Below are 25,090 nucleotides of genomic sequence, written 5' to 3'. Positions count from 1 at the left end.
GCAGCAAAAAGCCCCGGCCTTGTGGGGCCGGGGCGTAATCGAAAATGAGGGCCGCTTTGGGCGCTTTATTGCGCTACTACCAACTTGCGGTATGTGGTAGTACCATCCTGCGTCAGCCGGACAGTGTAGAGGCCGGCGGCCAGTTGGCTCTGCACTGTGTTGAGTTCGTAGGCATGTGGGCCGGCAGCCTGCCGTTCACCGCGGGCCAGCGTATATACCGGGCGGCCCAAAGCATCCAACACTTCCAGCGTGACGCTGGACGTAGCCGGCAGCGAGTAGGAAAGCGTGGCTGTGCCGCCGCTCACAGGGTTCGGGAATACGTCCAGCTGAGCCAGCTCCTGGCCCGCCGCCGCACTCAGAGCCGCCGTGCGGTTGTACCAGATAGGCGACGTGACGATGCGGTTGCCGTCATTCTGAATGATGACGGCGTAATAGTAATAGGCCGAATTCGGAACGTTGGTATCGGTGAAGGTGAGAGCCGCCGCGCCTGCAGGAGCGTTGACCAAGGCTATAGCATTGACGCCGTTTCCGGGCACGCCGCGCATCAGCGTCAGGGACCGGACAGCTTCGTTGTCGCCATCCGCAACCGACACGTTAATGTCGGCATTGGTGCCGCCCTGTAGCACGCTGCCCATCGGCTCGCCATTCAGCGTGAAGCTCACTTGCGCGTTCCAGTCGTCGGAGGCATAGAAGCGGCGGGCGCGCAGCGCCTGCATCAGACTGGCCTTGGTGAGCGTGGGGGCCAGCACCACCAGGCGGCCCGGCGTGGTACGCCCGAAGGTGGTGTTGTGGTTGTCGTGGTCGAGGCTGATACCGATGTGGTAGCCGCGGGCCAGCAGCCGCTGGTAGGTGCTTTCGTAAGAGCTGGTGCTGGGGTTGGAATAGGTGATATTGGTAGACGTGGCCGGGCCGGAGCGCAACACGGTGCTTACGATGGCACTGTCGGCAGTGGGGCTGAACGTACCGCTAGCCAGGTTGCCGTAGTCGCCGGTTTGGGGATGGGCCAGCATGGCAAACGCACCCGGCCGCCGATTGATTTCCTTGAACAGCGCCTGGTAGTTGCTGCGGGGCACAAAGACGCTGAAGTTGCCAGCTTCCCAGCCCAGCAGCTGGTCTACGCCATATACCAGCACGTGGCCGCCGCCCGAAATAACGCCCCACTCCATGCCATACAGCGCAACAAAAGAGCCATCCACGGTGGCACTATCAGCCTGGCGCAGGCCGCGGGCATAGTTGGGAAGCTGCATGCCGGCCTGGCTATGGTTGTGCTCCGAAATACCTAGGAAGTCTAAATGCAGCGAGGCATCGGCAAAGCCATAGTTCTGGTAAGGCGTGGCGTAGCCGGTGCGGGCCTCATCCTGGTTGCCATCGGAGTAGCTGGAGTGGGCGTGCAGGTTGCCGTAGTAGAAGTTGTAGGCGGTGGGCGTTTGCGCGCGCGCCAGCGTCGCCCAGCCGCACAGGGCCAGGAGAAGCGTAATGGGTTTCAGCATGTTGTAACAGGTGTGTAGTAGTAGAGCGAAGCTCAAAGATACCGCTTCCGGAGGGAAGCTGCCGAAGGACATACTTTCACCCCGCGCCCTATCACAAACCGGGGCGCAACGGTTGCCGTTTTTCTGCATTCCTTAGTCTGTTCCTATCTTTCTGGTCTATGAAACTCTTCCCACGCCTTGCCGTTCTGGCCGCTCTGCTCACGGCCCCATTCGTCGCGGCTCAGGCCCAGGCCCCGCTCACCTACACCATCAGCATGGACCCGGCCACCGACAGTGACGCCTTTCAGGTGAAGCTGGAACTGCCGGAGCTGAAAAAGGAACAGGGCGTGTATCAGTTTGCCGCCACCGCGCCGGGCACCTACCAGGTAATGGACATTGGCCGCTTCGTGCGCAAATTCGAGGCCTTCGACAAGAAGGGAAAACCGCTGGAAGTGAAGCAGCTTTCGACTAACCAGTGGCAGCTACTAAAGCCCGAAAAGACCCGCGAAATCCGCTACACCATTGCCGAAACCTGGGACACGCCGGTGAAGGAGCATGCGGTGTACCGGATGTGCGGTTCGTCTTTGGAAACCGACCATGCGCTGCTCAACGGCCAGACCATCTTGGGCTATCCGCAGGGCTGGCAGGCCCGGCCGCTGCGCATCAAGCTGAACTATCCGCAGGGTTGGAAAATCGGGACGGCCCTGACGGCCGACGCGCAGGGCTACTATACGGCCAAAACTTACGACCAGGCCGTGGATTCGCCGTTTTTGTTGGGCCGCCTCACGGAGGCCAAAACCATGATTGGCACTACCGAAGTTGACCTGCTCTGCTACTCGAAAACCGACCAAGTGCAGGCCGAGCCGCTGCTGAAAGAAATGCAGCAGATGCTGAACGCCGCCCAGCAGTTTCTGGTGCAGCTGCCGGTACAGCGCTACACCTTCCTCTACCACTTCGACGACGTGAGCAACGGCGCCTGGGAGCATTCCTATAGCTCAGAATATGTGCTGCGCGAAGCGCCCTTCACGCCCGACTTGGCAGCCCGCGTCACGAGCATTGCGGCCCACGAGTTCTTCCACGTCGTGACGCCGCTCAACATTCACTCCGAAATCATTCAGCAGTTCAACTTTGTGCAGCCGACCGGTTCGGAGCATTTGTGGCTATACGAGGGCACCACGGAGTGGGCGGCCGGCATGATGCAACTGCGCGGTGGCCTGATGCCGCTGGACGAGTATCTGCAGGAAATGAGCGGCAAGATTGCCTACGACCACCAGTACGCCGACACCACCTACTCGCTCAGTCGCCTCGGCCTCAACTCCTTTTCTGATGAAGGCCAGCGCCAGTATGGCAACATCTACCAGCGCGGCGCCGTCACGGCCGCTCTGCTGGATTTGCGCCTGCTGGAACTGTCTGGCGGGAAGCGCGGACTGCGCGAAGTGATACTGGACCTTACCAAGCGCTACGGTCCCGATAAGCCATTCTCGGAAAAGACTTTTTTCCAGGATTTCGCCCAGCTTACTTACCCAGAAATCGGCGACTTTTTTGCGCGCTACGTGCAGCAGGCACAGCCTCTCCCGCTGGCCGAGTACTATGCCAAAGTAGGCGTGCACTACTCGCCGGTGCTGCGCACCGGCCGGCAGATTGCCAACTTAGGAGCCAGCTTCAACAGTGGGCCAAACGGCATCGTGTTCGAGCAGGTGAGTCCGGCGCTGAAAGCCTGCGGTGTGGCCGAAGGCGACCTGCTTGTGGCCTACCAAGGCGAAACCATAACGCCAGACAACCTAAACGCGCTAATGAGCAAAGCCAAAGCCGGCAAGCCCGGCCAGGAATACGAGCTAACGGTGCGACGGGCGGGCAGCGAGAAGAAAATCAAGTGCAAGCTGCAGGGCAAAGAGGAAGTGAAACGCTACCAACTCACAGCTATGCCCAGCCCCACGCCCGCCCAGTTGGCGTTGCGCCAGGCTTGGCTCAAGAATCTGTAGCCTAGTAGGCACCCTTTTACTTTTTGCTGTCCAGAAATTTCAGCAGCACCCCGTTCGTCCAGCCAAAACCGTCTTGTAGTGGGTATTCGCCGCCCCCGGCAGGCAGGTGCGTGTCTACCACGTTGTATTTCTCCAGCAGTTTGCCTGTTTGCTGAAACACACGTGCGTTCAAACGTACCCAGCGGCTGGTGACCGTATCGGCCAGAGCCTGCTGGCCCGTGCGAGCAAGGCCCTGTACGGCTATATACTGTAGTGGAGCCCAAGCATTGGGCGCATCCCACTGCTGGCCGCTGGCCGTGAGTGTAGTGAGCAGGCCGCCGTCTTTCAGAAAGTCCCGCTGCAACCCCGCGCCAACCTGGCGGGCCTGCTGCGGCGTGGCCACATCAAATGCCAGTGGAAATGCTCCAGCCAGCGTCCGGATAGCGGCTGGGCGGCGCTGCACCAAGTCGTAGTCGGTGAACCAGCCGACTGTGGGGTTCCAGCAGTATAGCTGGATGGCCTGGCGGCGCTGCCGGACTTTCTGCTCCCACTGGCGCGCTGTTTGCCGCTTGCCCTGCACGGCATAGGTGCGGGCAATGGTTTCTTCCAGCGTCAGAAGCAGACAGTTCAGGTCTACGGGCACCAGTTCGGTGGTGCGAATGGAGGCCAGCGTGTTTTCGGGCCCAAACCAGCGGGTGCTGAAGTCCCAGCCGGAAGCTGCCGCCGCCCGAATGTTGCGGTAGAACTGAGGAGCCGGCTGCTTGCTCTGACGGGCAGCCTCCACATCCTCTACATACGACTCTTCTCGCGGCTCCGTACTGTCGTCCCAGTAGCGGTTGAGCAATTCGCCCCCAGGCAGGCGCACTACACGGCGCGTGGCGTTACCAGGAGTCAGCGAGTCGGCACCCACCATCCAATAGGCATGCTCGCGCAACAGAGCCGGTTGGTAGCGGCGCAGCACCGTATCGGACTGGGCCTGGGCCAGCAGCTGCACCATCAGGGCGAAAAAGGGCGGCTGCGAGCGGGTGAGGTAGTAGGTTCGGTTGCCGTTCGGGATAAAGCCGTAGCGGTTTATCAGGTAGGCGAAATTATCGGTCATGCTGCGCACTAGCGCCGTGCGGCCAGCCTGTTGCAAACCCAGCATCGTGAAGTAGGAGTCCCAGTAGTATACTTCCCGAAAACGTCCGCCCGGCACCACGTAAGTCTTGGGAAGCGGCAACAACGAGCTGTAGGGCTCAGCAGTGCGTTGCGCCGGGCGCTGCAGCACGGTCCAGAGCGTGTCGAGGTGAGGACGCAGGCCCGCGGCTACGTTGCTGCGGTATGCGGCAGTGTTTTCTTCGGGCAGTCGGAAATAGGTCCTTACAAATTGCTCCAGCCGGAAGCCTGGGGTGCCTTTCTGCTGCTGCCAGGCGGCCAGAATAACACGTGGCGCCTGTAGGGGCACGGCATCTACAAACGTCTTGTTATCCGGAAACACCCGGCCCAGCTGCACAGCTTCAAAGAGGCCCGGAAACAGTTGGCGTGGGGTGGGCTGCGCGTAGCTATTGGCTGCCAGCAACAGGCAGCACACAAAAAGCAGTTTTCTCATCCGCAGTTAAACGGCCCACACCCGAAAAAGTGGGGTTGCCCTGGCTTCCGTGCGCTAGGCAGGCTCTTTGCGCGGTAGCTCTATCGTGAAGGTAGTGCCTTGCTGCTCCACGCTCTGGCAATGAATCTGGCCTTGGTGCAGCTCCACAATGGTTTTGATGATGGACATGCCCAGGCCGGTGGTTTTTTCGCCGCGCAGGCCCGGCCGCCGGGCGGGCGTAAACCGGTCGAACAGTACGGGCATCAGCTGCTCCGGAATACCAATTCCGTTATCCACAACGGAAACCACCACGCGGCCCGGCTCTTCGACCACGCTTACCTCAATCTGCCCCCCGTCCGGAGTGAATTTTATAGCATTGGAAATCAGATTATTCATCACCTGCATGAACTTGTTATTATCCACCTCAATGTAGGCGCTGGGACTCTCGGGGCGGAATAGGAAGTTTTTGGCCAGATGCTCCTCGGAACGCTGGTACTCCTCCAGCATTTCGCGCAATTCAGCTACCATATCCACCCGCTCAATCTTCAGCTCCACGTGCGAGGACTCCATAAACTCGTTGTCCACGAAGTCCCGAATCAGGCTGATACTGTCCTGGCAGGTGGTTTTCATCATGCGCAGCAGCTCATTGAGCTTGGTATCCTGCAGCGGCAGTATTTTTTCTCCCACATAGCCGGCCAGCTGTTCCATCATGGCGAAGGGGCCGGCCAGATCGTGGGAGAGAATTTCGAGCGTTGCGTTTTTCTTCTTGTTGAAGCGGTCCGCGTTATCCAGGTACTCGCGGGTGCTGGTATAGTCATGCACGGTACCACTTAGGTAGCTGCAGCCGGCGCTTTCGCTCACCCGCGACACTGCGAAGCACAGATGCTGCACCCGGCCATCGGGATGCAGCAGGCGCAGCTCCACATCTTCCAGAAAAGTGCCATGCAGCAAATGTCTGAAACACCCCTCGGCGTAGGCTTGGTCGTCGGGGTGCACCAGGGCCAGCAGATTCGGCCATTCTTCATTCACGGCCGTAGCTGGCCGGCCCAGTATCGTTTCGTAAGCCGGGCTGACGTAGAGAAACTGCCGCGCTTCGAGGTGATAAACAAAATAGAGCACCTGGCTATGCTCGGCGAGCGGACGGAACAGCGTGGAAAAGTCTGGCATGAGGCGGAAATTCTGCTGGCAGAGAAGCTCGACTGTTGAGTTTAAGGCTTATAATCAAACGCGTACAACTGCACGAACACCTCCACAGGCCACACCCGACTAACGTGCAGCAGATGCAAGGTAAGGGGTAGCGGGTGAGCAAGACTACGCCGGGAAGAAAGCGGTCCTACTTCAGTGTACTCTGCTGCCGCCGGAGCCAGAGGCAGGCCGAGGCCACGTCGTCGAAGGTAGCAACCAGCGGACGGCGGATGAGTTGCAACGATTCTTCGGACGGCTTGCGGGCCGGAAAGTTGCGCGGATATACCCAGGCCATGTAGCGCAGGCCGGCCAGCCGCATTTGCTCCAGCCACCCAAACGACCTTTCCGAAAGCTCCGCCGTCTGGTGCGTGATGGAGCTGTTGTCGTTGAGGATTTTTTCGCAGTGCCACAGCTGCATTACTTCCAGCATCTGCAGGCAGGCAGCCCAGGAGCTTTCCTTCGTGTGTTCCCCTCGCCAGTCAACGTACAGCCACTGGTTGTCGTGGTCGTAGCCGATGACGAGCCCTTCGGTTTGAAGTATGTACTCTAACTGCATAAAAAAGCGGACTTTCTGCTTACCCCACCATTCGGTATCAGCTAAAGATAGAATACCGAGGAGCTTGCTGCACCTGGTAGCAGTAAACTACATGTAGCTACACAAAAACATTCCCCGCCTGTGGTAAGTGCCGTTTAGAGCCGCCTGCTTTCCCTACGAACCGCTACCTTTTCGGGCGGAATACTTCTGAGTCTTCGCCCGGCCGGCGCCCCGCTTTTTATGCAAGAAACCATACTGCTTGTCCTGAGTCTGCTGTTCGTGATGCTCCTGCTCGTGATGCTGGGGCAGAAGCTGCGTATCTCCTACCCCATTTTCCTGGTGCTGGGCGGGCTGGCGCTGAGCCTGGTGCCCGGCTTGCCGCACATCGTCATCGACCATGAGCTGATCTTCCTGATTTTCCTGCCGCCGCTGCTCTACGAAGCGGCCTGGTACACGTCGTGGCAGGACTTCTGGCGCTGGAAACGGCCCATCGGGCTCCTGGCATTCGGGCTGGTGTTTTTCACGTCCACCATCGTCGCCTACGTGTCGCGGGCCATGATTCCGGGCTTCACGCTGCCGCTGGGGTTTCTGCTGGGCGGCATCATTTCGCCGCCGGATGCCGTAGCGGCCACATCGGTGCTGAAGGGCGTGAAAGTGCCGCGCCGCGTGACGGCCATTCTGCAGGGCGAAAGCCTGATCAACGATGCCAGCAGCCTGATTGTGTTTCGGTTTGCGCTGGCGGCGGTAGTGTCGGGCACGTTTGTGTGGCAGCAGGCCGCCGCCACGTTTCTGCTGGTGAGCGGCATGGGCCTGCTGGTGGGGCTGGTGGTCGGCCAGGGCTTCTACCTCATCCACCGCTACCTACCCACCACACCCAGCATCAACACGGCTCTGACGTTTATTGCGCCCTATTCGATGTATCTGCTGGCCGAGGAATTTCACTTTTCCGGCGTGCTGGCCGTGGTAAGCGGCGGCCTGCTGATGTCCTACCACTCGCACCGCGTCTTCGATGCCGCCACCCGCCTGCAGTCTACCAGCGTGTGGGCCAGCGTGGGCTTCGTTCTGAACGGGCTGGTGTTCATTCTGATTGGGCTGGAGCTGCGGGTAGCCGTGGAAGGACTGGGCAACTACTCTCTGAAACAGGCTATTGCCTATGGCCTGAGTATCAGTGGCATCGTCATCATTATCCGGTTGCTGTGGATGTATCCGGCGGCATTCATACCGCGCTGGCTCAGCCGCAGTATTCGCACCTCTGAGCCCAGCCCCGGCTGGCAGGGCCCACTTATTATTGGGTGGGCTGGCATGCGGGGCGTGGTGTCTCTGGCCTCGGCGCTGTCGGTGCCGCTGCTGCTGGCAGGCGGCCAGGCGTTTCCGCAGCGCAACCTGATCCTGTTCATCACCTTCGTCGTCATTCTCGTCACGCTGGTATTCCAGGGCCTCACGCTGCCGGCTATCATCCGCTTCACGCGCATCTCCGAATACGACAGCCAGGCTATACCGACCGACGAGCAGGAAGCCGGTATCCGGCTGCGGCTGCGCACCGTAGCGCTGGCCCACATGGGGCAGCATTACACCTCTGATATGCAGGAAAACGAGCTGATCAGGGCATTGCACCAGCGCATGCATGCCGAAGCCCAGCGCACCGGCAACCTGCTGGAAGCCCTCGACTACGATGAGTCGAAGCGGCTAGCATTGCAGCGCTACCACCAGGTACTACTTGATGTGCTACAGGTGCAGCGGAAAGAGCTGTTTGCACTGCGCCGGGAAGGAGTGTTCGAGGACGAAATGCTGCGCCATCAGGAAGCCCAGCTCGACCTGGACGAAGCCAAAATCAGCCATATGCCGCACTAAACGCACCCTGCCCCGCTCCTACTCGGCCGCATTTTTGTAGTGCACTTCCGGCAGGGTGCGCAGGCGCTCTGCGCTAAACTCCGGCGTAATGTCGCGCTGCGGGTTGCCCAGCATTTCGTAGCCCACCATAAACTTGCGCACGGTGGCCGAGCGCAGCAGCGGCGGGTAGAAATGCATGTGGAGGTGCCATTCGGGGTGCTCCTTCCCATCAGTCGGGCGCTGGTGCAGGCCGGCCGAATACGGAAAGGAAATCTGGAACAGGTTGTCGTAGCGGATGGTGAGGCGGCGCAGCATATCGGCCAGGGCGGTGCGCTCTTCTTCGGTCAGTTGCGCAGTGTCCTGCACCGGCCGCCGGGCTACTACCAGCGTTTCGAAGGGCCACACGGCCCAGAACGGCACCAGCACCACAAAATGCTCGTTTTCCAGCACCACGCGTTGTTTTTCGCGCAGTTCAATTTCCAGATAGTCGCTGAGCAGCGTGCGGCCGTGCTTCTCGAAATAGGCCAGCTGCTGCACGGTTTCCTTGGCGGGCTCAGTAGGCACGGTGCGCTGCGCCCAGATCTGGCCGTGCGGGTGCGGGTTCGAGCAGCCCATTACCTGGCCTTTGTTCTCGAAAATCTGCACGTAGTTGATATCAGGCCGGGCGCCCAGCTCCTGGTACTGCGCCACCCACAGGTCCACCACCTCGCGAATAGCGGCGGTGTCCATTTCAGGCAGCGTCAGGTCGTGGCGCGGCGAAAAGCAGATGACGCGGCACACCCCCGACTCGGCCTCGGCGCGGAGCAGCCCGCCTTCATCGATGCCCCCGGTCGGCACCTCGGGCTGTAGCGCGCCGAAGTCGTTTTCGAACACGAATGTAGAGGTATACTCAGGATTGAGGATGCCTCCGGCGCGGGTGTTGCCGGGACAGAGGTAGCAGGTGGGGTCGTAGGCGGGGCGAACCTCTGGCTCGGGGGTTTCCTGCTGGCCCTGCCAGGGCCGCTTGGAACGGTGCGGCGACACCAGCACCCACTCGCCGGTGAGGGCATTAAAACGGCGGTGTGCGTGCTCAGTACTATCGAAAGTGGCCATGTAGTAGTGTATTAATCATGAACTAACAGGAGTGACAACCCAGCCGTAGCCCAAAGCTGCTGTTCCTGTTCACTGCTTATTATCCGTTGCTTGCTATTTCCGATACGCCCCCCACGATGCTCGTCTGGTAGGTTTCCAGGTCGCGGCCGAAGCGCTGCTGATACGCGGCCCCGACCTGTCGGATGAAGTTTTCCACCTGGTCGGGGGCTACCAGATTGATAGTACAGCCGCCGAAACCGCCGCCCATCATCCGTGAGCCGTACACACCGGGCACCGTACGGGCCGCTTCTACCAGCACGTCCAGCTCCTCGCAGCTTACCTCGTAGTCGTCGCGCAGGCCAGCGTGTGAGGCGTACATCTGCTGCCCGAAAGCGGCCAGATCCTGCTGTTCCAGATGCTGGCAGGCGGTTATTACGCGCTGGTTTTCCTGCACCACGTAGGCGCAGCGGCGGAACGTGAGGGGCCCCAGCTCGTCGCGGTGGGTTTCCAGCTGGGTCATGGTGGCGTCGCGCAGGCTTTGCACTTCGGGGTAGTGGCGGCGCAGAACTTCTACGCCCCGCTCGCACTCCTGGCGGCGCTTATTGTATTCGGAGTCGGCCAGGCTGTGCTTCACGCCGGAGTTGCAGAGCACCAGGCGGCAGGCGTCGGTATTGAAAGGATAGTACGCAAAGTCCAACGACCAGCAGTCGAGGCGCACGACGGAACCGGGGCGCCCGAACAGACTGGCAAACTGGTCCATCAGGCCGCACAGCACGCCCGCGTACTCATGCTCCGCTTTTTGGGCCGCGTGGGCCAGCGTCATCTTGTCGAGGCCCAGGTGCAGCAGCTCGTTCAGGGCAAAAGCCAGCCCGCACTCCACCGCCGCCGACGACGACATCCCGGCCCCCACGGGCACATTGCCCCCAAATGCACAGTCGAAGCCGGGTATCTCCACACCGCGCTTTTGCAGCTGTGCCACCACGCCCAGCAGATAATTGGCCCACTGCGTCCCGGTGCGGTGCACCTGGTCGGTGGCAATGGTGCAGGAGTCGTGCAGGTCATGCGACACCAGTCGGATGTCGGTGCCCTGGGTCAGGCCGATGGCGAAGTAGATTTCCTTGTCGATGGCGGCTGGCAGCACAAACCCCTGGTTATAGTCGGTATGCTCGCCGATGAGGTTGACCCGGCCGGGAGCCCGCACCAGCAATGGCGCTGCGTACCCGAACTGTTGTTGAAACGTGGCGGAAATTTCGGCGGCAGTGGACATAGAGCGGAGGGGCGTTGGGGGTGCAGGGGTACGCCTAAAACTACGCACATTTAGCACTTTCCGGCCGAGCAAACCATGCCGGGTTTCTTAGCTCATCCGTTGGCTTACCGTTGGGCTATAGCTATTGAGTGCAAATTCTTTCATCGGGCGGCCACGCACTTTTATCGTCCTGGGCAGCCTTCCGGACAAAAAACCGGCCGCCGTTGATTAGCCTTCTGTTGGTTTCAATACCTTTGAACAGTCAGCGGCTAAGCCGCTTACCGCTGTTGTCGTCCGCAACTTTCCGATTCGGCTTCGTCCTGTCTCGGCGCTGCCGGGGGCCACTTTTTTCAGGCACAACTTTTCTTCTGTAAGTACCAAAAACAAACAAGCAGCCGACCGGCACTCTGCCCGCCCAATCCACCGAGAACCTGCGCGGTGGGCAATGCCTCAAACCGCTTGTTGAGTAGGCGCCGTTCCCACCTAACCCTTCTCTGCCTTGTCTTTCGAACTGGAATCCGGAACTCTCGTTCCAACGCCGGCCATGCCTTTGCTGGTCGACCGTCCGCAGCCGTTTCTCTCTGGCACTGCCACAACGGCCCCGGTGGCGCCGGCCCGCATCAGCTACGACCAACTGGTACTGCCCGGCGACTTCCCCGACCCGACCATTGCCAAAATCGGGGATACGTACTGGGCCAGCGCTACGTCGGCGGAGTGGGGCGCGGTGTTTCCGCTCTTCAAATCCACGGATCTGCTGCACTGGGAGCTGGTGAGCCACGTGTTTCCGGGCCGCCTGCCCGAGTGGTGCGACTCCAACTTCTGGGCGCCGGAAATCTTCTGGGAAGGCGGCAAAGTATACCTCTACTACACGGCCCGCCGGCGCGGCGGCATGCTCTGCGTGGCCGTAGCCAGCGCCGACCACCCCGAAGGCCCTTACACCGACCACGGCCCGCTGGTGGGCGAAGAAGCCGGCTCCATCGACGGATTTCCGATTCGGGACGAGCACGGCGTGCTGCACCTGGTCTGGAAAAACGACGGCAACAGCCGCGGCGAAGCCACCCCGCTCTGGGCGCAGGAGCTGGACGAGCAGCGGCTGGCGCTGGTGGGGCCGCGCCACGAGCTGTTCCGCAACGACGCACCCTGGGAAGGGCCGCTGGTGGAAGGCTCGGCCATGGTGCGCCACAATGGCTATTTCTACATGTTCTATGCCGGCAATGCGTGCTGCGGCAAGTACTGTACCTACGCCGAGGGAGTGGCCCGCTCACGCACCTTGCTGGTCCCGTGGGAGAAGTGCCCGCAAAACCCCATCCTCACCGACAACAGCACCTGGAAATGCCCCGGCCACGGCACCGTGACCGAAAAAGACGGCCGCTGGTTTTTGCTGCACCACGCCTACCACGCCAACAGCCACGAGTTTGTGGGGCGCCAGGGTCTGCTCAGCGAGTTTACCTGGAACGACGAGGGCTGGCCTCAGTTCGTGAACAACAGCCCGCAGGCCGCGCCACTGGCCGACATGCGCGTGATGAACGTGACCGACAATTTTGAGGGTGACACGCTGGGCCTGGGCTGGCAGTGGCCGATAGGTAGCCTGCCCCACCTCGAAATAGCCGACGGCGAGCTGCGCCTGGGAGCCAGCCCCGCCCGCCTGGGAGCCGTGCTGGCCCAGCGCACCTACGCCGCCACCTATGCTACCAGTGTACTGCTGGATGCTACCACGCTACCCCAGGGAACTTTCGCCGGCCTCGGTGCCATCGGCGACCCATATAATGTCCTGGCCCTGGTAGCCGGCGACAATATGCTGCAGCTCTGGCTGGTGCGAATGGGCAAAAAGCAGCGTCTGCTGGAAGTCATCTTCGAGGAGCCGTGCGCTACGCTGGGCCTGCGGCTGGAGTGCTGGGGCGGCAGCCGCTTCCGTTTCTCCTATAGCCTCAACCAAGGCAACCTCTGGCACCCGTTGCGCGCCGACGAATACGCCATCAACGGAACCTACCTGCCACCCTGGGACCGGGGCGTACGGGTCGGGCTGCTTGCGCAGGGCGAGGAAACCGCAACGGTAACGTTCCGGCGATTTTCGCTGCGGAACCTGCGCTAGGCAGTTCGGGAGGCCTGGTTTGGCCGGCAACAACAGGGCCTGGAATTGCGTCTGTACCAGTATCCGCCACTCTTCCGCCTGACGATGTCGTTGTTCTCCTTCCTCCCTATCAGCTATCCTTCGCTGGCGGCGCTGCTGCTGGCCGGCCTGGTACTTGGCGCCTGCGCGTCGTCCTCGACCACGACAGAGACGACCGGCGAGCCGGCGCAGCGCAACCTGGCCGCCGGCGAAGCTACCCCGAAGCTGGTGGCACGGCAGTTCAAATTCACGGAAGGCCCGGCCGTGGACAAGGCCGGCAACGTGTTCTTCACGGACCAGCCCAACAACAGGATCTGGAAGTATGATACCGACGGGCAGCTCAGCGTATTTCTGGAGAAGTCGGGCCGGGCGAACGGGCTGTACTTTGATGCGCAGGGCAACCTGCTGGCCTGCGCCGATGAGAACAACCAGCTCTGGTCGATTGCGCCTAATGGCAAGCGCACCATTCTGCTGCGCGACGTGGACGGCCGCCGCCTCAACGGCCCCAACGACCTGTGGGTCCACCCCACTACCGGCGCCATCTACTTCACCGACCCCTACTACCAGCGCGACTACTGGACCCGCACGGCGCCCGACCCCAGCCTGGGCGGCCGGAAGGTGTATTGCCTGCCCAAAGGCCAGAGCCAGCCGTTCGTGGTGGATGATAAGCTGCAGCAGCCCAACGGCATCATCGGCACGCCCGACGGCAAGCAGCTGTATGTAGCCGACATCGAAGCCAACAAAACCTACCGCTACCAGATAGCCCCCGACGGCCGCCTCTCCGGCCGCCAGCTGTTCGTGGAACTAGGCTCCGACGGCATGACCCTCGATACCGAAGGCAACGTGTACCTCACCGGCAAGGGCGTCACGGTGTTCGATGCCACCGGCCGCCAGATTCAGCATATCGAAGTGCCGGAAGAGTGGACCGGCAACGTCTGTTTCGGGGGGGCCGACCGAAGCACGCTGTTTATTACGGCCTCGGAAGCGGTGTTCGTGCTGCCGATGCGGGTGCGGGGTGTGCAGTAGGTGTTGGGCTTAGCCTGCGAGTAGGTTGCCGGGCAGATTGGCCGGGAAGTCCGGCGGCTTTTTACTTCCGGATTTCGGCGGTATCAGGAAGCAATCCGGCGGTTGCGGGAAGCATTTCCGCGGTAGCGGTAAGGCGACCGGCGCTTGAAGAAATCCTATCGGCGGGAGCAGGAACGGCGGCGGCGCACCCGGGAAAGGGCGCGGCGGGTGCGGGAACGGGACCGGCGAGTGTGGGAAGGCGGCCGGCGGACGCTGAAACGCTAACGGCCAGCGCCAGAAAGCTGCCCTCAGGCGCGGGAAAGGCGGCCGCGGCTTCGGGAAGGTCATCGGCAGCACGGGAAAAGGCCGGGAACTAGGAAATAACGCGGTGGATGCCCATATTCCCAGCGTAATACAATTTTCCACTTTTTTTTCATTCGTTATATGGACCGCAAGCAAGCAGCCCAGGTATTGCGCCACCGCAAGGTGGTAGAAGTGTTAGATGAATATCCGCAGGAAGTGCAGGCGGTGGCCGCTTTCAAGGAGGCCGCTGACGGGTTTCGAGAGAAGCTGGACCTGGTGAGTGGCGTGGGCCCGCGGCGCAAGTCGGGGGGCGCGACGGAGCAGAAGGGCCTCAACCGCGACGAGCTGACGGCCGGGCTCGTGAAGGCCGCCAACGCGCTGTATCTGCTCTACAAGAAAGAGGGCAACCTGGAGGCGGCCCGCACGCTGCTGCGCAACCGCAGCGAGTACCGCAACCTGAGCGCGCTGCTGTTTAACGAGCAGGCGCAGGCCGTGAGCAAAGCGGCCACGCAGCGCGTGAGCAGCCTGAAGGACTACAACCTGGACGCGACTGCCGTGCAGAAGCTGTCCGCCGGTGCCCAGACCTACGACGCCAGCATCGACAAGCCCAAAACGGCTACCGAGGCGGGCAAGGTGACTACCGCCGCCACTACCCAGCTGATTCAGGACCTGAACCGCTACCTCAAAGACGACTTCAAACCGGCCACTGAGCTGCTCGTGGATACGCACCCGCTGCTCTATGCCCGCCTGCGCGAAGCCATGCGCGTAGACGACGCCAGCTACGGCCGCAGCGCTGCCGCCAAGGCCCGCAAAGCCGCCAAGCAAGCCGCGAAGGGTAGCACCAATGGTACTACTTCGCCCGTGGCGTAAGCTTCGGGTAGTGCTGCCGAAACCAGCAGCCCCGTCCGCCACAGTGCGGGCGGGGCTGTTTTGGTGAAGTTGAACCGACTTTCTTATCTATTCGCCAATGCCTCCGTGCGGGGCCACCACTCGGACCGCTCGGGCAGTCGCAGCTTCTCCCCTTCAAACTGCAGCAGCCCATGTTCTGCGCCGCGCAGCTCGCGGAAGGAACTAGCTACCCGTACGCGGTACCCGTCATCAATACGAAGCAGGTGGCGGTCGAAGGCTCGATGCAGGGTGGGCGTGAGGGCCAGTCCGTTGCCAATGGTATCATCGTGGCTGAGCGACCAAGGGATGATGTGGCAGGCGTCGAGCAGGGGCGCCACGGCGCTGGTGCCGGTGCTGATAAGCTCTAGGCCGGAAATAGCGCAGGTATAGTTGTAGGCTCGTAGTACTTCACGCTTGAAAACAGCACTACGCACGGCGGTTTCCACTTCGTCGGCGAGGTTGAGGTGGGTTTGGTAAACGGCGGCAGGCTCTTCCAGCATCTGCTGGCCCAGGTCGCGCAGAGTATCGGGCCCGGCGGTGGGACGGTAGCGAAACCGGGTTTGCGAGAAATAGCGGTCCAGCAGGGCCTCCCGAAACAGGTGACGGGTGGCCGCCTGCTGTAGCAGCAGCCACAGCGGCGCATCGAAGGCGGCGTAGGCGACCATGGCGCGCAGGTGGCCCAGGCTGCGGGGGGAGCCGGATGTGGTGAGCTGGAGTGGCTGGCCGGAGTAAGTGTGCAGGTGCCAGAACCCGTCGCCGGTGAGGTGGTAGAAGGGCAGGGCGAAGTTGTTGGCCCGGAACCTCCCTGACACGCTCAGGTCGCGGCAGTTGCTTTGAAACGCAGCCAGCAGCTCGGGAGTGATGATAATCTGATTGGCGAGAATACTGCCTTCTTCAATTCCTTCCAGCACCGCCAGCAGTAGCGCAGGCTTGTACGGCGCTTCCTCGCCGCCAAGGCGGCTGACTTTGAGCTTGCGGAAACGGGTGAGATAAAACGCGAGGTCGGTGGTCATAGGTGGCTTTAAAGGTAGCGAACATGCAGTCCGGTAGGCTCACCGCTGACCTTCTGCAATCGAAAAAGCGCCGCCGGAAGCAGTTCCGGCGGCGCTTTTGCCTACATCCTTTTTCGTTAGTTCAGGCTCCGGTACCGGACCCGCCTGGGCTCTACGTCGCCGAGGCGCTTCTTCTTGGCTTCCTCGTAGTCGGAGAAGTGTTTCACAGCATCACTGAGCCAGCAAGTCGAACAGGGGCTGGTTGATATAATAGTTCGATACGCCTAGCTTCTGCTTTTGCAGCAGGCCATCGGTGGCCAGTTGGTTCAGGTAGGCGGCGGCGGTAATGCGGCTTACGCCCAGTTCCTGCTGTACAAACTCGATGCGGGTGTAGGGGTGCCGGAACAGGTTGTTGAGCAGGTCCTGGCTGTAGAAGCGGTAGTTGCGCAGCTGCTTCTTGGTGTGCTGCATCAACTCCCGCATGTTTCCGATCAGCGTGATGGTTTCGCGGGCCGTTTGCTCCACCCCGTCGAGCATATACAGTAACCACGGCTCCCAGTTACCGGTGTCGCGCACTTGCTGCAGGTGCTGGTAGTATTCGGCCTTGTGGCGGATAAGGTACCGGCTCAGGTAGAGCACCGGAATATCGAGCAGCCCTTTCAGTACCAGATATAGAATATTGAGAATACGGCCCGTGCGACCATTCCCATCATAAAACGGGTGAATGCTCTCGAACTGAAAGTGTAGCACCGCCATCTTCACCAAGGGGTCGGCGTCGCTCAGGGTGTCGTCGTTCAGGTAGGCTTCCAGGTTACCCATCAGCCGCATCATCTCGGCCGAGTCCTGAGGCGGTGTATACACCACCGCACCCAGCTGGTTTTTGAGGGTGGTGCCTGGCAGACGCCGGTACCCCGCGTTGTTCTGCTCCAGTTCCCCCTGAATCTGGGCCAGATGATTCACGCTCAGAAAGCCATACTGCTGCACCAGCCCAAACCCCAGCCGCAGGGCGGCGGCATAGTTGCTTACTTCCTTGGCGGCTTGCGACTTGATATTTTCTGTTTGTAGAGCCGCCTTGAAAAGCTCGTCGTGCGTGGTGATGATGTTTTCCACGGCCGAGCTGTCTTTAGCTTCCTGCAAGGGCAGGGTATTGAGTAGAATTCCTTCGTTAGGAATTGTTTTCGATACGCCTTTAAGCTCTGCCAACGCCCCACGGGCCGACGCCAGTTTTTTCAAAACAGCCCGCGTTTCTATTTCCTCGCGGGGAGGCAAATCGGCAGGTTGCCACAAAGGAGACGTTGCCATAGGGGCAGTAGGATGATAGACAAAAACAGTATATGATAAGCAAAGCACGGTTTGCTTATCATATACTGAAAGATATGTAAAGAAAATCCGGGTTTGCTTTACATACAGTGCGGCCAACCTTGATTAGGCAAAGCAAAAATGCCACGGAACAGCGTCCCGTGGCATTTTTGCTTTGTCAGTCAGCGGCTTAGTTCAGGCTCCGGTAGCGCACCCGCTTGGGCTCCACGTCGCCGAGGCGCTTCTTCTTGGCTTCTTCGTAGTCAGAGAAGTTGCCCTCGAACCATACCACCTGCGAGTCGCCCTCGAAGGCCAGGATGTGGGTGGCCAGGCGGTCCAGGAACCACCGGTCGTGGCTGATAATCACGGCGCAGCCGGCGAAGTTCTCCAGCGCATCTTCCAGCGCCCGGATGGCATTCACGTCGAGGTCGTTGGTGGGTTCGTCGAGCAGGAGCAGGTTGGCGCCCTGCTTGAGCGTGGTGGCCAGGTGCACGCGGTTTCGCTCGCCACCGGAGAGCATGCCCACTTTCTTCTCTTGGTCGCCGCCGCGGAAGTTGAAGTTGCTCACGAAGGCCCGCGAGTTCACCTGGCGGCCGGCCAGCAGCATGGTTTCGGTGCCGCCCGAAATGGTTTCGAACACCGATTTGTTGGGGTCCAGCGTGTCGTGCTGCTGGTCGACGTAGGCCGTCTGCACCGTGGGGCCGACCACGAACGTGCCTGCATCCGGCTGCATCTGGTCGGTGATGAGGCGGAAGAGGGTGGTTTTGCCGGCGCCGTTCGGCCCGATGATGCCCACGATACCGCCCTGCGGCAGGTTGAATGACAATCCATCGAACAGCAGCTTGTCGCCGAAAGCTTTGCGCAGCCCTTCGGCCTCAATCACCTGGGAACCCAGGCGCGGACCGTCCGGAATGAACAGCTCCAGCTTCTGCTCCTTCTCACGGGAGTCCTCGTTCACCATCTTGTCGTAGCCGGCGAGGCGGGCCTTGCTCTTGGCCTGGCGCGCTTTCGGGGCCATACGCACCCATTCCAGCTCGCGCTGCAGGGTTTTCTGACGCTTGCTCTCGGTTTTCTCTTCCTGTGCCAGGCGGTTCGACTTCTGCTCCAGCCACGAAGAGTAGTTGCCTTTCCACGGAATACCCTCGCCGCGGTCCAACTCCAGAATCCAGCCGGCCACATTGTCGAGGAAGTACCGGTCGTGGGTTACGGCAATGACGGTGCCTTTGTATTGCTGCAGGTGCTGCTCCAGCCACAGCACGCTTTCAGCGTCGAGGTGGTTGGTGGGTTCGTCGAGCAGCAGCACGTCGGGCTCCTGCAGCAGCAGGCGGCACAGCGCCACGCGGCGCTTCTCACCACCCGAGAGGTTGCCGATGATGGCATCGGCCTCGGGCGTGCGCAGGGCGTCCATGGCGCGCTCCAGTTTGGAGTCGAGGTTCCAGGCATCGAGCTGGTCGAGGCGTTCCTGCACGGTGCCCTGGCGCTCCAGCAGCTTGTCGAAGTCAGCGTCCTCGGCCCCGAAGGCTTCGTTGATTTCGTCGAATTCCTTGAGTAGCGCTACGGTTTCGGCCACGCCTTCCTGCACTACTTCGAGTACGGTTTTGGTCGGGTCGAGCTGCGGCTCCTGCTCCAGGTATCCCACCGAATAGCCCGGCGACCACACCACGTCGCCCTGAATCTGCTTATCAACGTCGGCAATAATTTTCAGCAGCGACGACTTACCCGAGCCGTTGAGGCCGAGGACGCCAATTTTGGCACCGTAGAAGAAAGAAAGGTAGATGTTCTTGAGAACCTGTTTCTGAGGCGGGTAAATCTTGCTTACCCCGGCCATCGAGAAAATAATGGTGGGCTGGTCGCTCATGCGAAAAGAGGTATGATAGAAGCGTGACGCAAATGGCCAACACGCGGGACGGTTGGCCGGAAAACACTATTTTCAGGCAGTTTACTTTTACCCTGAACGCCGGGCCTAACCTTCAGAATCAGGCTTACGTTCGGAGAAAAACCGTCTGACGGCCCTCCTGCCTCATCAAAGGTAGGCAGCCCCGATGGAGTTTGCTACCGTCATTGGATGCAGCGAATGTTGCAACAAGCTGTAAACTTGCACATCTTTCCGCTCTGAGTACTACCTCCGCGCATTTTCACCACTCCACCTATTCGCTTCCGCGTTATCACATTATGGAACAACAAGACCACTTGCTGGCCGAAGCCCGCCGTTATGGCTACATCGAGGGCGACCAGGTGTGGCTGCGGCCATTTATGGATCTTCCTGCCCGCCAAGTTGGGCAGGTAAAGGAGTCAGCTGACGCTTCCCTGTTGTACTTCGCCAACCGCTTCGAAACCTTCCGCGGGAAGGTGGATGAACTGCTGCATAAGATTGAAACCTCTGAGAACAAGGGTTCTTTCCTGATGAAGGCCCTGCACCTTAAAGAGCAAGTTGCCTCCTACGACGGCCTCGGCGACTTTGAAGCCATTCATCGGCGGCTTACGGATGCCGAAGAGGCTATTAAACAGACGGTAGCACGCAACCGTGAAAAAAATCTGGCAACCAAAATCAACTTTATCCAGCAAGCGGAAGAACTGCAAAACACGCTGGACTGGACCACTGCCGGCGAGCAGATTCATGAGCTGCGTCAGGCCTGGATCAAGACTGGCCCCGTAGACAAGCAGCACACCGACGAGCTGGAAACCCGGTTCCGGGTGGCAGTAGACGAATTTTTCCAGCGGCGCAAGAACTTCCAGAACGAGAAGAAGTCGATGCTCAACCGCGCCGCCGACCAGTACAAAGCCCTGATTCGGCAGTCGGAGGCCCTGCAGTATTCCGACGACTTCGAAAACACTACTGGTAAGCTTAAGGAGTTGCAGCAGGCCTGGAAGGAAGTGGGCGGCTCATTGCCCCGCAAGCAGGCCAATGACCTATGGACGCAGTTCCGGGCGGCGCACAACCTGTTTTTCGAGCGTCTCAAGCAGCATATTGACAGCAAGCGCACCGATGCCAAGGAGCATTTCATGGACGACAACCTGACGCGTAAGCGGGCCCTCGTGGAGGAGGCTGTTGCGCTGCTGGACAAGCCCATGCACGAAGCAGTAGCGCGCGCCAAAGAGCTGCAGGCCGCTTGGAAAAAGGTAGGGCCTGTGCGCGGCGAAGAATCGGACCGGGTATGGGAGCAGTTTATTCTGGCCTGCGACAAGGTATTTGAAATGAGCGCGCTGGAGCACTTTATTCGTAAACGCCCTGAAAATGCCAGCGGCTCGGCGGAGGACCAGGTAAACATCCGGGTACAAGCCCTGCGCGACTTCATCAAATATGATAAGCAAGAGCAGGAAGCGCTGGAAGAGAACCTGGGTAAGCTCAGTGCCGCACCCGCTAATGATGCCTTCCGGCAGATGCTGCAGGGAAAAATCCGTGCATTTGAGCGAAAAATCCGAACCAAAAACGAGCTGATTACGCTATTGCGACAGCGGCTGGTTGTGTAGCCCAACCTTAGCGCCTATCTTACGTTGCCTGCCACATACACTGTGACTCGGCGAGCCACGTTGTCAGTATATTCCGTCCCGGCCGGATTTTTGATAGCCGGACTTTTCATTCGACCACCTTTTTTAAGTAGCCCACACCACTATGTACTGGACGCTGGAACTCGCTTCGTATCTGGAAGACGCTCCCTGGCCTGCCACCAAGGATGAACTGATTGACTATTCCATCCGCTCGGGTGCTCCGATGGAAGTAGTGGAAAACCTGCAGGCCCTGGAAGACGATGGTCAGCCCTACGAGAATATCGAGGAGGTTTGGCCTGACTACCCGACTAAGGAGGACTTTATGTTCAACGAAGACGAGTACTAGGTAACTGCTGGTTGTTCCTATTGCTTGTCGAATACAGGCTGCTAACTCCGCTTTGAGTAATCAACCCGTCAACAAGCAACAAGCAACACTTGACATCCAGAATTTGGTTGCGGGGTATGAACAGCGTGTTCTACTCCGCAACCTTTTTTTTGCTATACCTGAGCCAGCGTTTGTAGCCATAGTGGGGCACAATGGCTGCGGCAAAACCACCCTTTTTCGTGTCCTGACGGGACAAATACCTTATACCGGTTCTGTAGAACTCGGCGGCCAGGACTTGCGCCAGATAGCCCGCCCAGCTACCGCCGGGCACCTAGCTTATTTGCCGCAGCGTACCACAGTTGGCTTCCCAATCAGGGTGCGCGAATTGGTGGTGATGGGCCGCTACCGCCACCACGGTCTGCTTAGTGCCTACTCCCTGCTTGACTACCAACTGGCTGATGCGGCGTTGGCCCGCGTGGGAGGCGCGCATCTTGCCCAGCGCGACTTTACGCTGCTTTCCGGAGGTGAGCAACAGCTAATATGGCTGGCCCAACTGAGCCTGCAGGATGCTCCTTTGTACCTTCTTGATGAGCCAACTCAGCAGCTTGATGTGTACTACCGCCGCCGCGTGTTCGATCTGCTGGCCAGCTGGGTAGAGCAGGAGCGCAAAACCGTGCTCTGCATCACCCACGACCTTGACAACTTGCTGGCGCTGCCGGGCGGCTACCTGCTCAACCTGTCCCGGCCGCAGCCCAACCTGGAGCCGCTTACGCCTGCCACCGTCAGTGCCGCCCGCGAGTTTCTGGAAAGTGAAGCTTCCTTAAGCCTATAAGAAAGCGGCAAAAGTTAGTCTCGCTGGCCCGGCCGGCCGCGCAGCACATGCCAGATGGAGCGCAGAAAAGGCCACGGCGTCACGGAATTCATAATCTGCAGATTTTCCTTCCAACTCGTCCGCTCATCCAGAAAATCGAAGATGCGCTCCACCGGATTGCGCCGAAACAGCTGGGCGAAGATGGTGCGGGTGGTTTCGCCGTGCCGGCGCATAATGTCGAGCAGCAGCGTATCGAAGAGGTGAAACTGCCATTTGTCACCGGTAAGGTCTGGCGGCGGCATGCCGGTAGCCGCCAGCGCCTGCACCAGCCGCGCCGAGTGCGCTTGGATGCGTTTAAAGGCATAGCCGGTACTGGGTTTGGCCCGGCCGGCGCGGGTCCCGAGGTTGATGATGTTTGCGCCCGCAGCCGAGGGCAGCGGGTGGTCAGTCATGGGAATGGCGCCGGCCTCCCGGGCCGCTATGCGAAACTCCGTTACGCCCAGCTGCGCCAGATACTCCCGCAGGGCCGCTTCATATTCCTCCTGCGGCAATACCTGCTCCGAAAACAGCGTGTACTCTACCAGCGCGTGGCGCTTGCTAAAGGGCAGCACGTACATAAAGCGCGCCTGCTGCTGCTGCTCGCCCCGAAAATCCATGAACTCCACCGTCGTCGGATCGAAAACGTCTTCGGTGGTTTCTACCTCCCAGCCCACAAAATGCTGCAGCAGGTAGCGGTACTTCTGGGGCTGCTTTTGCATCTGCGGCGGACGGCTGTCGAAGGCATAGCGGGCCGTAAAGATGCCGGTACTACTGGTTGCCTGGGCACCATGCGGCGTATTTTCCAGCGCCTCCACGCTGGCCTGCAGCAGCGTAAACCGGGGGTTTTCTGCCAGGGCGGCGCGCACAAACCGGTAAAAGTCCAGCCCCCGAATCATCTTGTAGCGGTGCCGCTTTAGCGGAAACACCTGCTCATACCCCGGACTTCGGAACGCTATTTTCGACCATTCATGGGCCACAATGCCATCAAACAGCAGCGGCTCATCGGCCCAGAACGACCAGGTGCGGTCATTCTGGTCTTTGGTTTCAGGCTCCAGCAACAGCACCCGCTTGCTGGCCAGGCGCGGCTCCTGGCTGATATGGTACGCCAGGCTGAGGCCGGCCGCGCCGCCGCCCACAATAAGGTAGTCGAAATCTAGAGGAGGTACAGCCACAAGAAACGGCGGCCTGAAAAGGGCCGCCGTTGCAAGTTAGGGCAGTTGCGCTACTTCGGGCTAGTGGCTTTCCATACCCGACAGCGCGCCGGCCAGGTCGCGCACAGCGTCGCGCACGTCAAAGTCCAGGCGGGCGCTGAAATGCTGGCGACCGGGCAGAATGCTTACTCGGGAATGCAGGCGCTCCTCCCAGAGGTGCTCGTTTTCCTGGTAGCCGGAGGTATACGGGTCGTCATCCGAGAGCAGCACCATCAGCTTGTCCTGCGGAATGAGGCGGCGGGCCGCTTCGTAGTTGATGGGGGCATCCATCCAATTCAGGATATCCTGCCAGGGGCTGTCTACCGAAAACCAGCCGGCTACACATAGCACGCCACCTACAGGCTGCGCCTCGGGGTGGGTTTCGGCTACGCGGGCCAGGTAGTGCAAAATGGCCAGGCAGCCCACACTATGCCCTACCAGAAGCACATTGGGCCCCAGTTGATCGGGCGGCAGCACTTTCTGCAGATACTCCACAGCCCGGTCTATAACGGGCAGGTCCCAGGCCGGCATATTCAGCGCCTGAATCTTGTAGTTGACTCCATCTTCCGCGGCAACGGCCTGCAGCTGCTCCCCCAGCCAGGGATACCAGTCGTCCTGGGGGCCGCCAGCCCAGCGGGGGACTATAAACACCTTCTTTACTTCTTCAGCAGTTGTTGCTTGCTGCATACTTCGTGGATTATTTTGAACAATTCACCAAGATAAATCCAATTTAACATTCCTGATTCTGCTATTTCGTAATTAATCTTCTAGCTCAACTGCTGTGATGCCCAAAAGCACTAAAGCCAGCAGCTTCCGAAGATGCCGCTGGCTTTAGTGCTAGAATTTAGCGCTTTTGCCAAGCTTAGAAGTTCGGCGAGAGCAGGTATTTGGAGTAGAAGTCGTCGATGATTTTCACCGCCGACTCGGCATCATCTACCAGCTGCACGAGGTTCATGTCCTCCGGCGAAATGTTCTTCTCGTCTTCCAGCATCACCTTCTGAATCCAGTCGAACATGCCCTGCCAGTACTTGGTGCCCACCAATACAATAGGGAAGCGGCCGATTTTCTTGGTCTGAATCAGCGTAATAGCCTCAAACAGCTCATCAAGCGTACCGAAGCCGCCGGGCATACCGATGAAGCCCTGCGCATACTTCACAAACATCACCTTCCGCACGAAGAAGTAGTCGAAGTTGATGATTTTGTCGGGGTCGATGTAGATGTTGTTGAACTGCTCGAACGGCAGCTCAATGTTCAGGCCCACGGAGCGGCCTCCTTCTGAGTGCGCGCCCTTGTTGCCGGCCTCCATAATGCCGGGACCACCGCCCGTGATAACGCCGTAGCCGTGGCGCACCAGCTTGGCCGCAATTTCCTCGGCCATCTGGTAGTATGGGTTGTCGGGCTTGGTGCGGGCCGAGCCGAAGATGGATACGCACGGGCCGATTTTGGACATCTTCTCGAAGCCCTCCACGAACTCAGCCATCACCTTGAAAATCTGCCAGGAGTCGGCAATCTTGATTTCGTTCCAGTCCTTGTCAACGAAGGCTTTGCGGATGCGCTGCTCATCGTCTACCTGAACCGTACGCTCGCCGTGCGTCTGCTCCCGGATATCACTAATGGTTTTAACCTTGTTGTCGTTGATGTTGGGCTGCATGATGGTCTGGCCGCTGCCAGCATTCAGCACCTCATCAGCCACCTTGGTGCGGCTGGTTTTTTTAAGCTTGGTCATGGTACGCTACTTACTGTTGGCACCGGGCAAAAGGCACGGCTCCATGGGA

The 25,090-nt window shown here is 59.9% G+C and carries 20 protein-coding genes; 8 read left to right on the top strand and 12 right to left on the bottom strand.

What is annotated here, in order from left to right:
- Nucleotides 1-65: 65 nt before the first annotated feature.
- Nucleotides 66-1,490: a CehA/McbA family metallohydrolase gene (locus IC231_RS01405; RefSeq protein WP_190782838.1), complete on the bottom strand. Its 1,425-nt coding sequence runs from the start codon at nucleotides 1,488-1,490 to the stop codon at nucleotides 66-68.
- A gap of 158 nt (nucleotides 1,491-1,648) precedes the next feature.
- Between IC231_RS01405 and IC231_RS01400 the strand changes: the two genes are divergently transcribed.
- Nucleotides 1,649-3,451: a M61 family metallopeptidase gene (locus IC231_RS01400; RefSeq protein WP_190782837.1), complete on the top strand. Its 1,803-nt coding sequence runs from the start codon at nucleotides 1,649-1,651 to the stop codon at nucleotides 3,449-3,451.
- A gap of 16 nt (nucleotides 3,452-3,467) precedes the next feature.
- On the opposite strand, the gene treF is transcribed toward IC231_RS01400, so the two are convergent.
- The 3 genes from treF to IC231_RS01385 form a co-directional block, all read right to left on the bottom strand.
- The gene (treF, locus tag IC231_RS01395) at nucleotides 3,468-5,018 is read right to left on the bottom strand and encodes an alpha,alpha-trehalase TreF (protein ID WP_190782836.1); all 1,551 of its coding nucleotides are present in this window, start codon (nucleotides 5,016-5,018) and stop codon (nucleotides 3,468-3,470) included.
- A gap of 54 nt (nucleotides 5,019-5,072) precedes the next feature.
- Complete coding sequence (locus IC231_RS01390) at nucleotides 5,073-6,164, bottom strand: PAS domain-containing sensor histidine kinase (RefSeq protein WP_190782835.1); 1,092 nt, start codon at nucleotides 6,162-6,164, stop codon at nucleotides 5,073-5,075.
- A 166-nt stretch (nucleotides 6,165-6,330) separates the two neighbouring features.
- Entirely contained in the window at nucleotides 6,331-6,738 is a 408-nt protein-coding gene (locus IC231_RS01385; protein ID WP_190782834.1) for a hypothetical protein, read from the bottom strand.
- 219 nt (nucleotides 6,739-6,957) lie between these two features.
- Between IC231_RS01385 and IC231_RS01380 the strand changes: the two genes are divergently transcribed.
- Entirely contained in the window at nucleotides 6,958-8,568 is a 1,611-nt protein-coding gene (locus IC231_RS01380; protein WP_190782833.1) for a Na+/H+ antiporter, read from the top strand.
- Between the two features lie 18 nt (nucleotides 8,569-8,586).
- On the opposite strand, the gene IC231_RS01375 is transcribed toward IC231_RS01380, so the two are convergent.
- The gene (locus IC231_RS01375) at nucleotides 8,587-9,639 is read right to left on the bottom strand and encodes a UDP-glucose--hexose-1-phosphate uridylyltransferase (RefSeq protein WP_190782832.1); all 1,053 of its coding nucleotides are present in this window, start codon (nucleotides 9,637-9,639) and stop codon (nucleotides 8,587-8,589) included.
- 79 nt (nucleotides 9,640-9,718) lie between these two features.
- Nucleotides 9,719-10,885 carry a galactokinase gene (gene galK / locus IC231_RS01370; protein ID WP_190782831.1) on the bottom strand — a complete coding sequence of 389 codons (1,167 nt, stop codon included), beginning with the start codon at nucleotides 10,883-10,885 and terminating at the stop codon, nucleotides 9,719-9,721.
- 478 nt (nucleotides 10,886-11,363) lie between these two features.
- On the opposite strand from galK, the gene IC231_RS01365 reads away from it, so the two are divergent.
- From IC231_RS01365 to IC231_RS01355, 3 genes are all read left to right on the top strand, one after another.
- Nucleotides 11,364-12,956, top strand: a complete 1,593-nt coding sequence (locus IC231_RS01365) for a family 43 glycosylhydrolase (RefSeq protein WP_190782830.1) — start codon at nucleotides 11,364-11,366, stop codon at nucleotides 12,954-12,956.
- Nucleotides 12,957-13,040: 84 nt separating this feature from the next.
- Complete coding sequence (locus IC231_RS01360) at nucleotides 13,041-14,000, top strand: SMP-30/gluconolactonase/LRE family protein (RefSeq protein ID WP_190782829.1); 960 nt, start codon at nucleotides 13,041-13,043, stop codon at nucleotides 13,998-14,000.
- Nucleotides 14,001-14,423: 423 nt separating this feature from the next.
- Nucleotides 14,424-15,152 (top strand): hypothetical protein, encoded by a 729-nt coding sequence (locus tag IC231_RS01355; protein ID WP_190782828.1) that lies wholly within the window; start codon nucleotides 14,424-14,426, stop codon nucleotides 15,150-15,152.
- 83 nt (nucleotides 15,153-15,235) lie between these two features.
- On the opposite strand, the gene IC231_RS01350 is transcribed toward IC231_RS01355, so the two are convergent.
- The 3 genes from IC231_RS01350 to ettA form a co-directional block, all read right to left on the bottom strand.
- Nucleotides 15,236-16,183, bottom strand: a complete 948-nt coding sequence (locus IC231_RS01350) for an HNH endonuclease (protein WP_190782827.1) — start codon at nucleotides 16,181-16,183, stop codon at nucleotides 15,236-15,238.
- A 210-nt stretch (nucleotides 16,184-16,393) separates the two neighbouring features.
- Nucleotides 16,394-17,464 (bottom strand): Fic family protein, encoded by a 1,071-nt coding sequence (locus tag IC231_RS01345; protein WP_190782826.1) that lies wholly within the window; start codon nucleotides 17,462-17,464, stop codon nucleotides 16,394-16,396.
- A 187-nt stretch (nucleotides 17,465-17,651) separates the two neighbouring features.
- The gene (ettA, locus tag IC231_RS01340; RefSeq protein WP_190782825.1) at nucleotides 17,652-19,319 is read right to left on the bottom strand and encodes an energy-dependent translational throttle protein EttA; all 1,668 of its coding nucleotides are present in this window, start codon (nucleotides 19,317-19,319) and stop codon (nucleotides 17,652-17,654) included.
- Between the two features lie 314 nt (nucleotides 19,320-19,633).
- Here ettA and IC231_RS01335 point away from each other — a divergent pair, with 314 nt between their 5' ends.
- From IC231_RS01335 to IC231_RS01325, 3 genes are all read left to right on the top strand, one after another.
- The gene (locus IC231_RS01335; RefSeq protein ID WP_190782824.1) at nucleotides 19,634-20,932 is read left to right on the top strand and encodes a DUF349 domain-containing protein; all 1,299 of its coding nucleotides are present in this window, start codon (nucleotides 19,634-19,636) and stop codon (nucleotides 20,930-20,932) included.
- A gap of 142 nt (nucleotides 20,933-21,074) precedes the next feature.
- Nucleotides 21,075-21,296 carry a DUF2795 domain-containing protein gene (locus IC231_RS01330; RefSeq protein WP_019948259.1) on the top strand — a complete coding sequence of 74 codons (222 nt, stop codon included), beginning with the start codon at nucleotides 21,075-21,077 and terminating at the stop codon, nucleotides 21,294-21,296.
- A gap of 52 nt (nucleotides 21,297-21,348) precedes the next feature.
- Complete coding sequence (locus IC231_RS01325) at nucleotides 21,349-22,107, top strand: ABC transporter ATP-binding protein (protein WP_190782823.1); 759 nt, start codon at nucleotides 21,349-21,351, stop codon at nucleotides 22,105-22,107.
- 14 nt (nucleotides 22,108-22,121) lie between these two features.
- On the opposite strand, the gene IC231_RS01320 is transcribed toward IC231_RS01325, so the two are convergent.
- The 3 genes from IC231_RS01320 to IC231_RS01310 form a co-directional block, all read right to left on the bottom strand.
- On the bottom strand, nucleotides 22,122-23,297 hold the full coding sequence (locus IC231_RS01320; protein WP_190782822.1) for a lycopene cyclase family protein: 1,176 nt from the start codon (nucleotides 23,295-23,297) through the stop codon (nucleotides 22,122-22,124).
- A gap of 60 nt (nucleotides 23,298-23,357) precedes the next feature.
- Nucleotides 23,358-24,002, bottom strand: a complete 645-nt coding sequence (locus IC231_RS01315; protein ID WP_190782821.1) for an RBBP9/YdeN family alpha/beta hydrolase — start codon at nucleotides 24,000-24,002, stop codon at nucleotides 23,358-23,360.
- A gap of 175 nt (nucleotides 24,003-24,177) precedes the next feature.
- Entirely contained in the window at nucleotides 24,178-25,041 is an 864-nt protein-coding gene (locus tag IC231_RS01310; RefSeq protein WP_190782820.1) for an LOG family protein, read from the bottom strand.
- Between the last annotated feature and the right edge of the window lie 49 nt (nucleotides 25,042-25,090).

Origin of the sequence: Hymenobacter duratus (genome assembly GCF_014698995.1) — a bacterium.
In the GTDB taxonomy this organism is placed as follows: Bacteria; Bacteroidota; Bacteroidia; order Cytophagales; family Hymenobacteraceae; genus Hymenobacter; species Hymenobacter duratus.
Note: the sequence above shows the minus strand (reverse complement) of the source record. Positions and strands in the feature narration are given on the sequence as shown.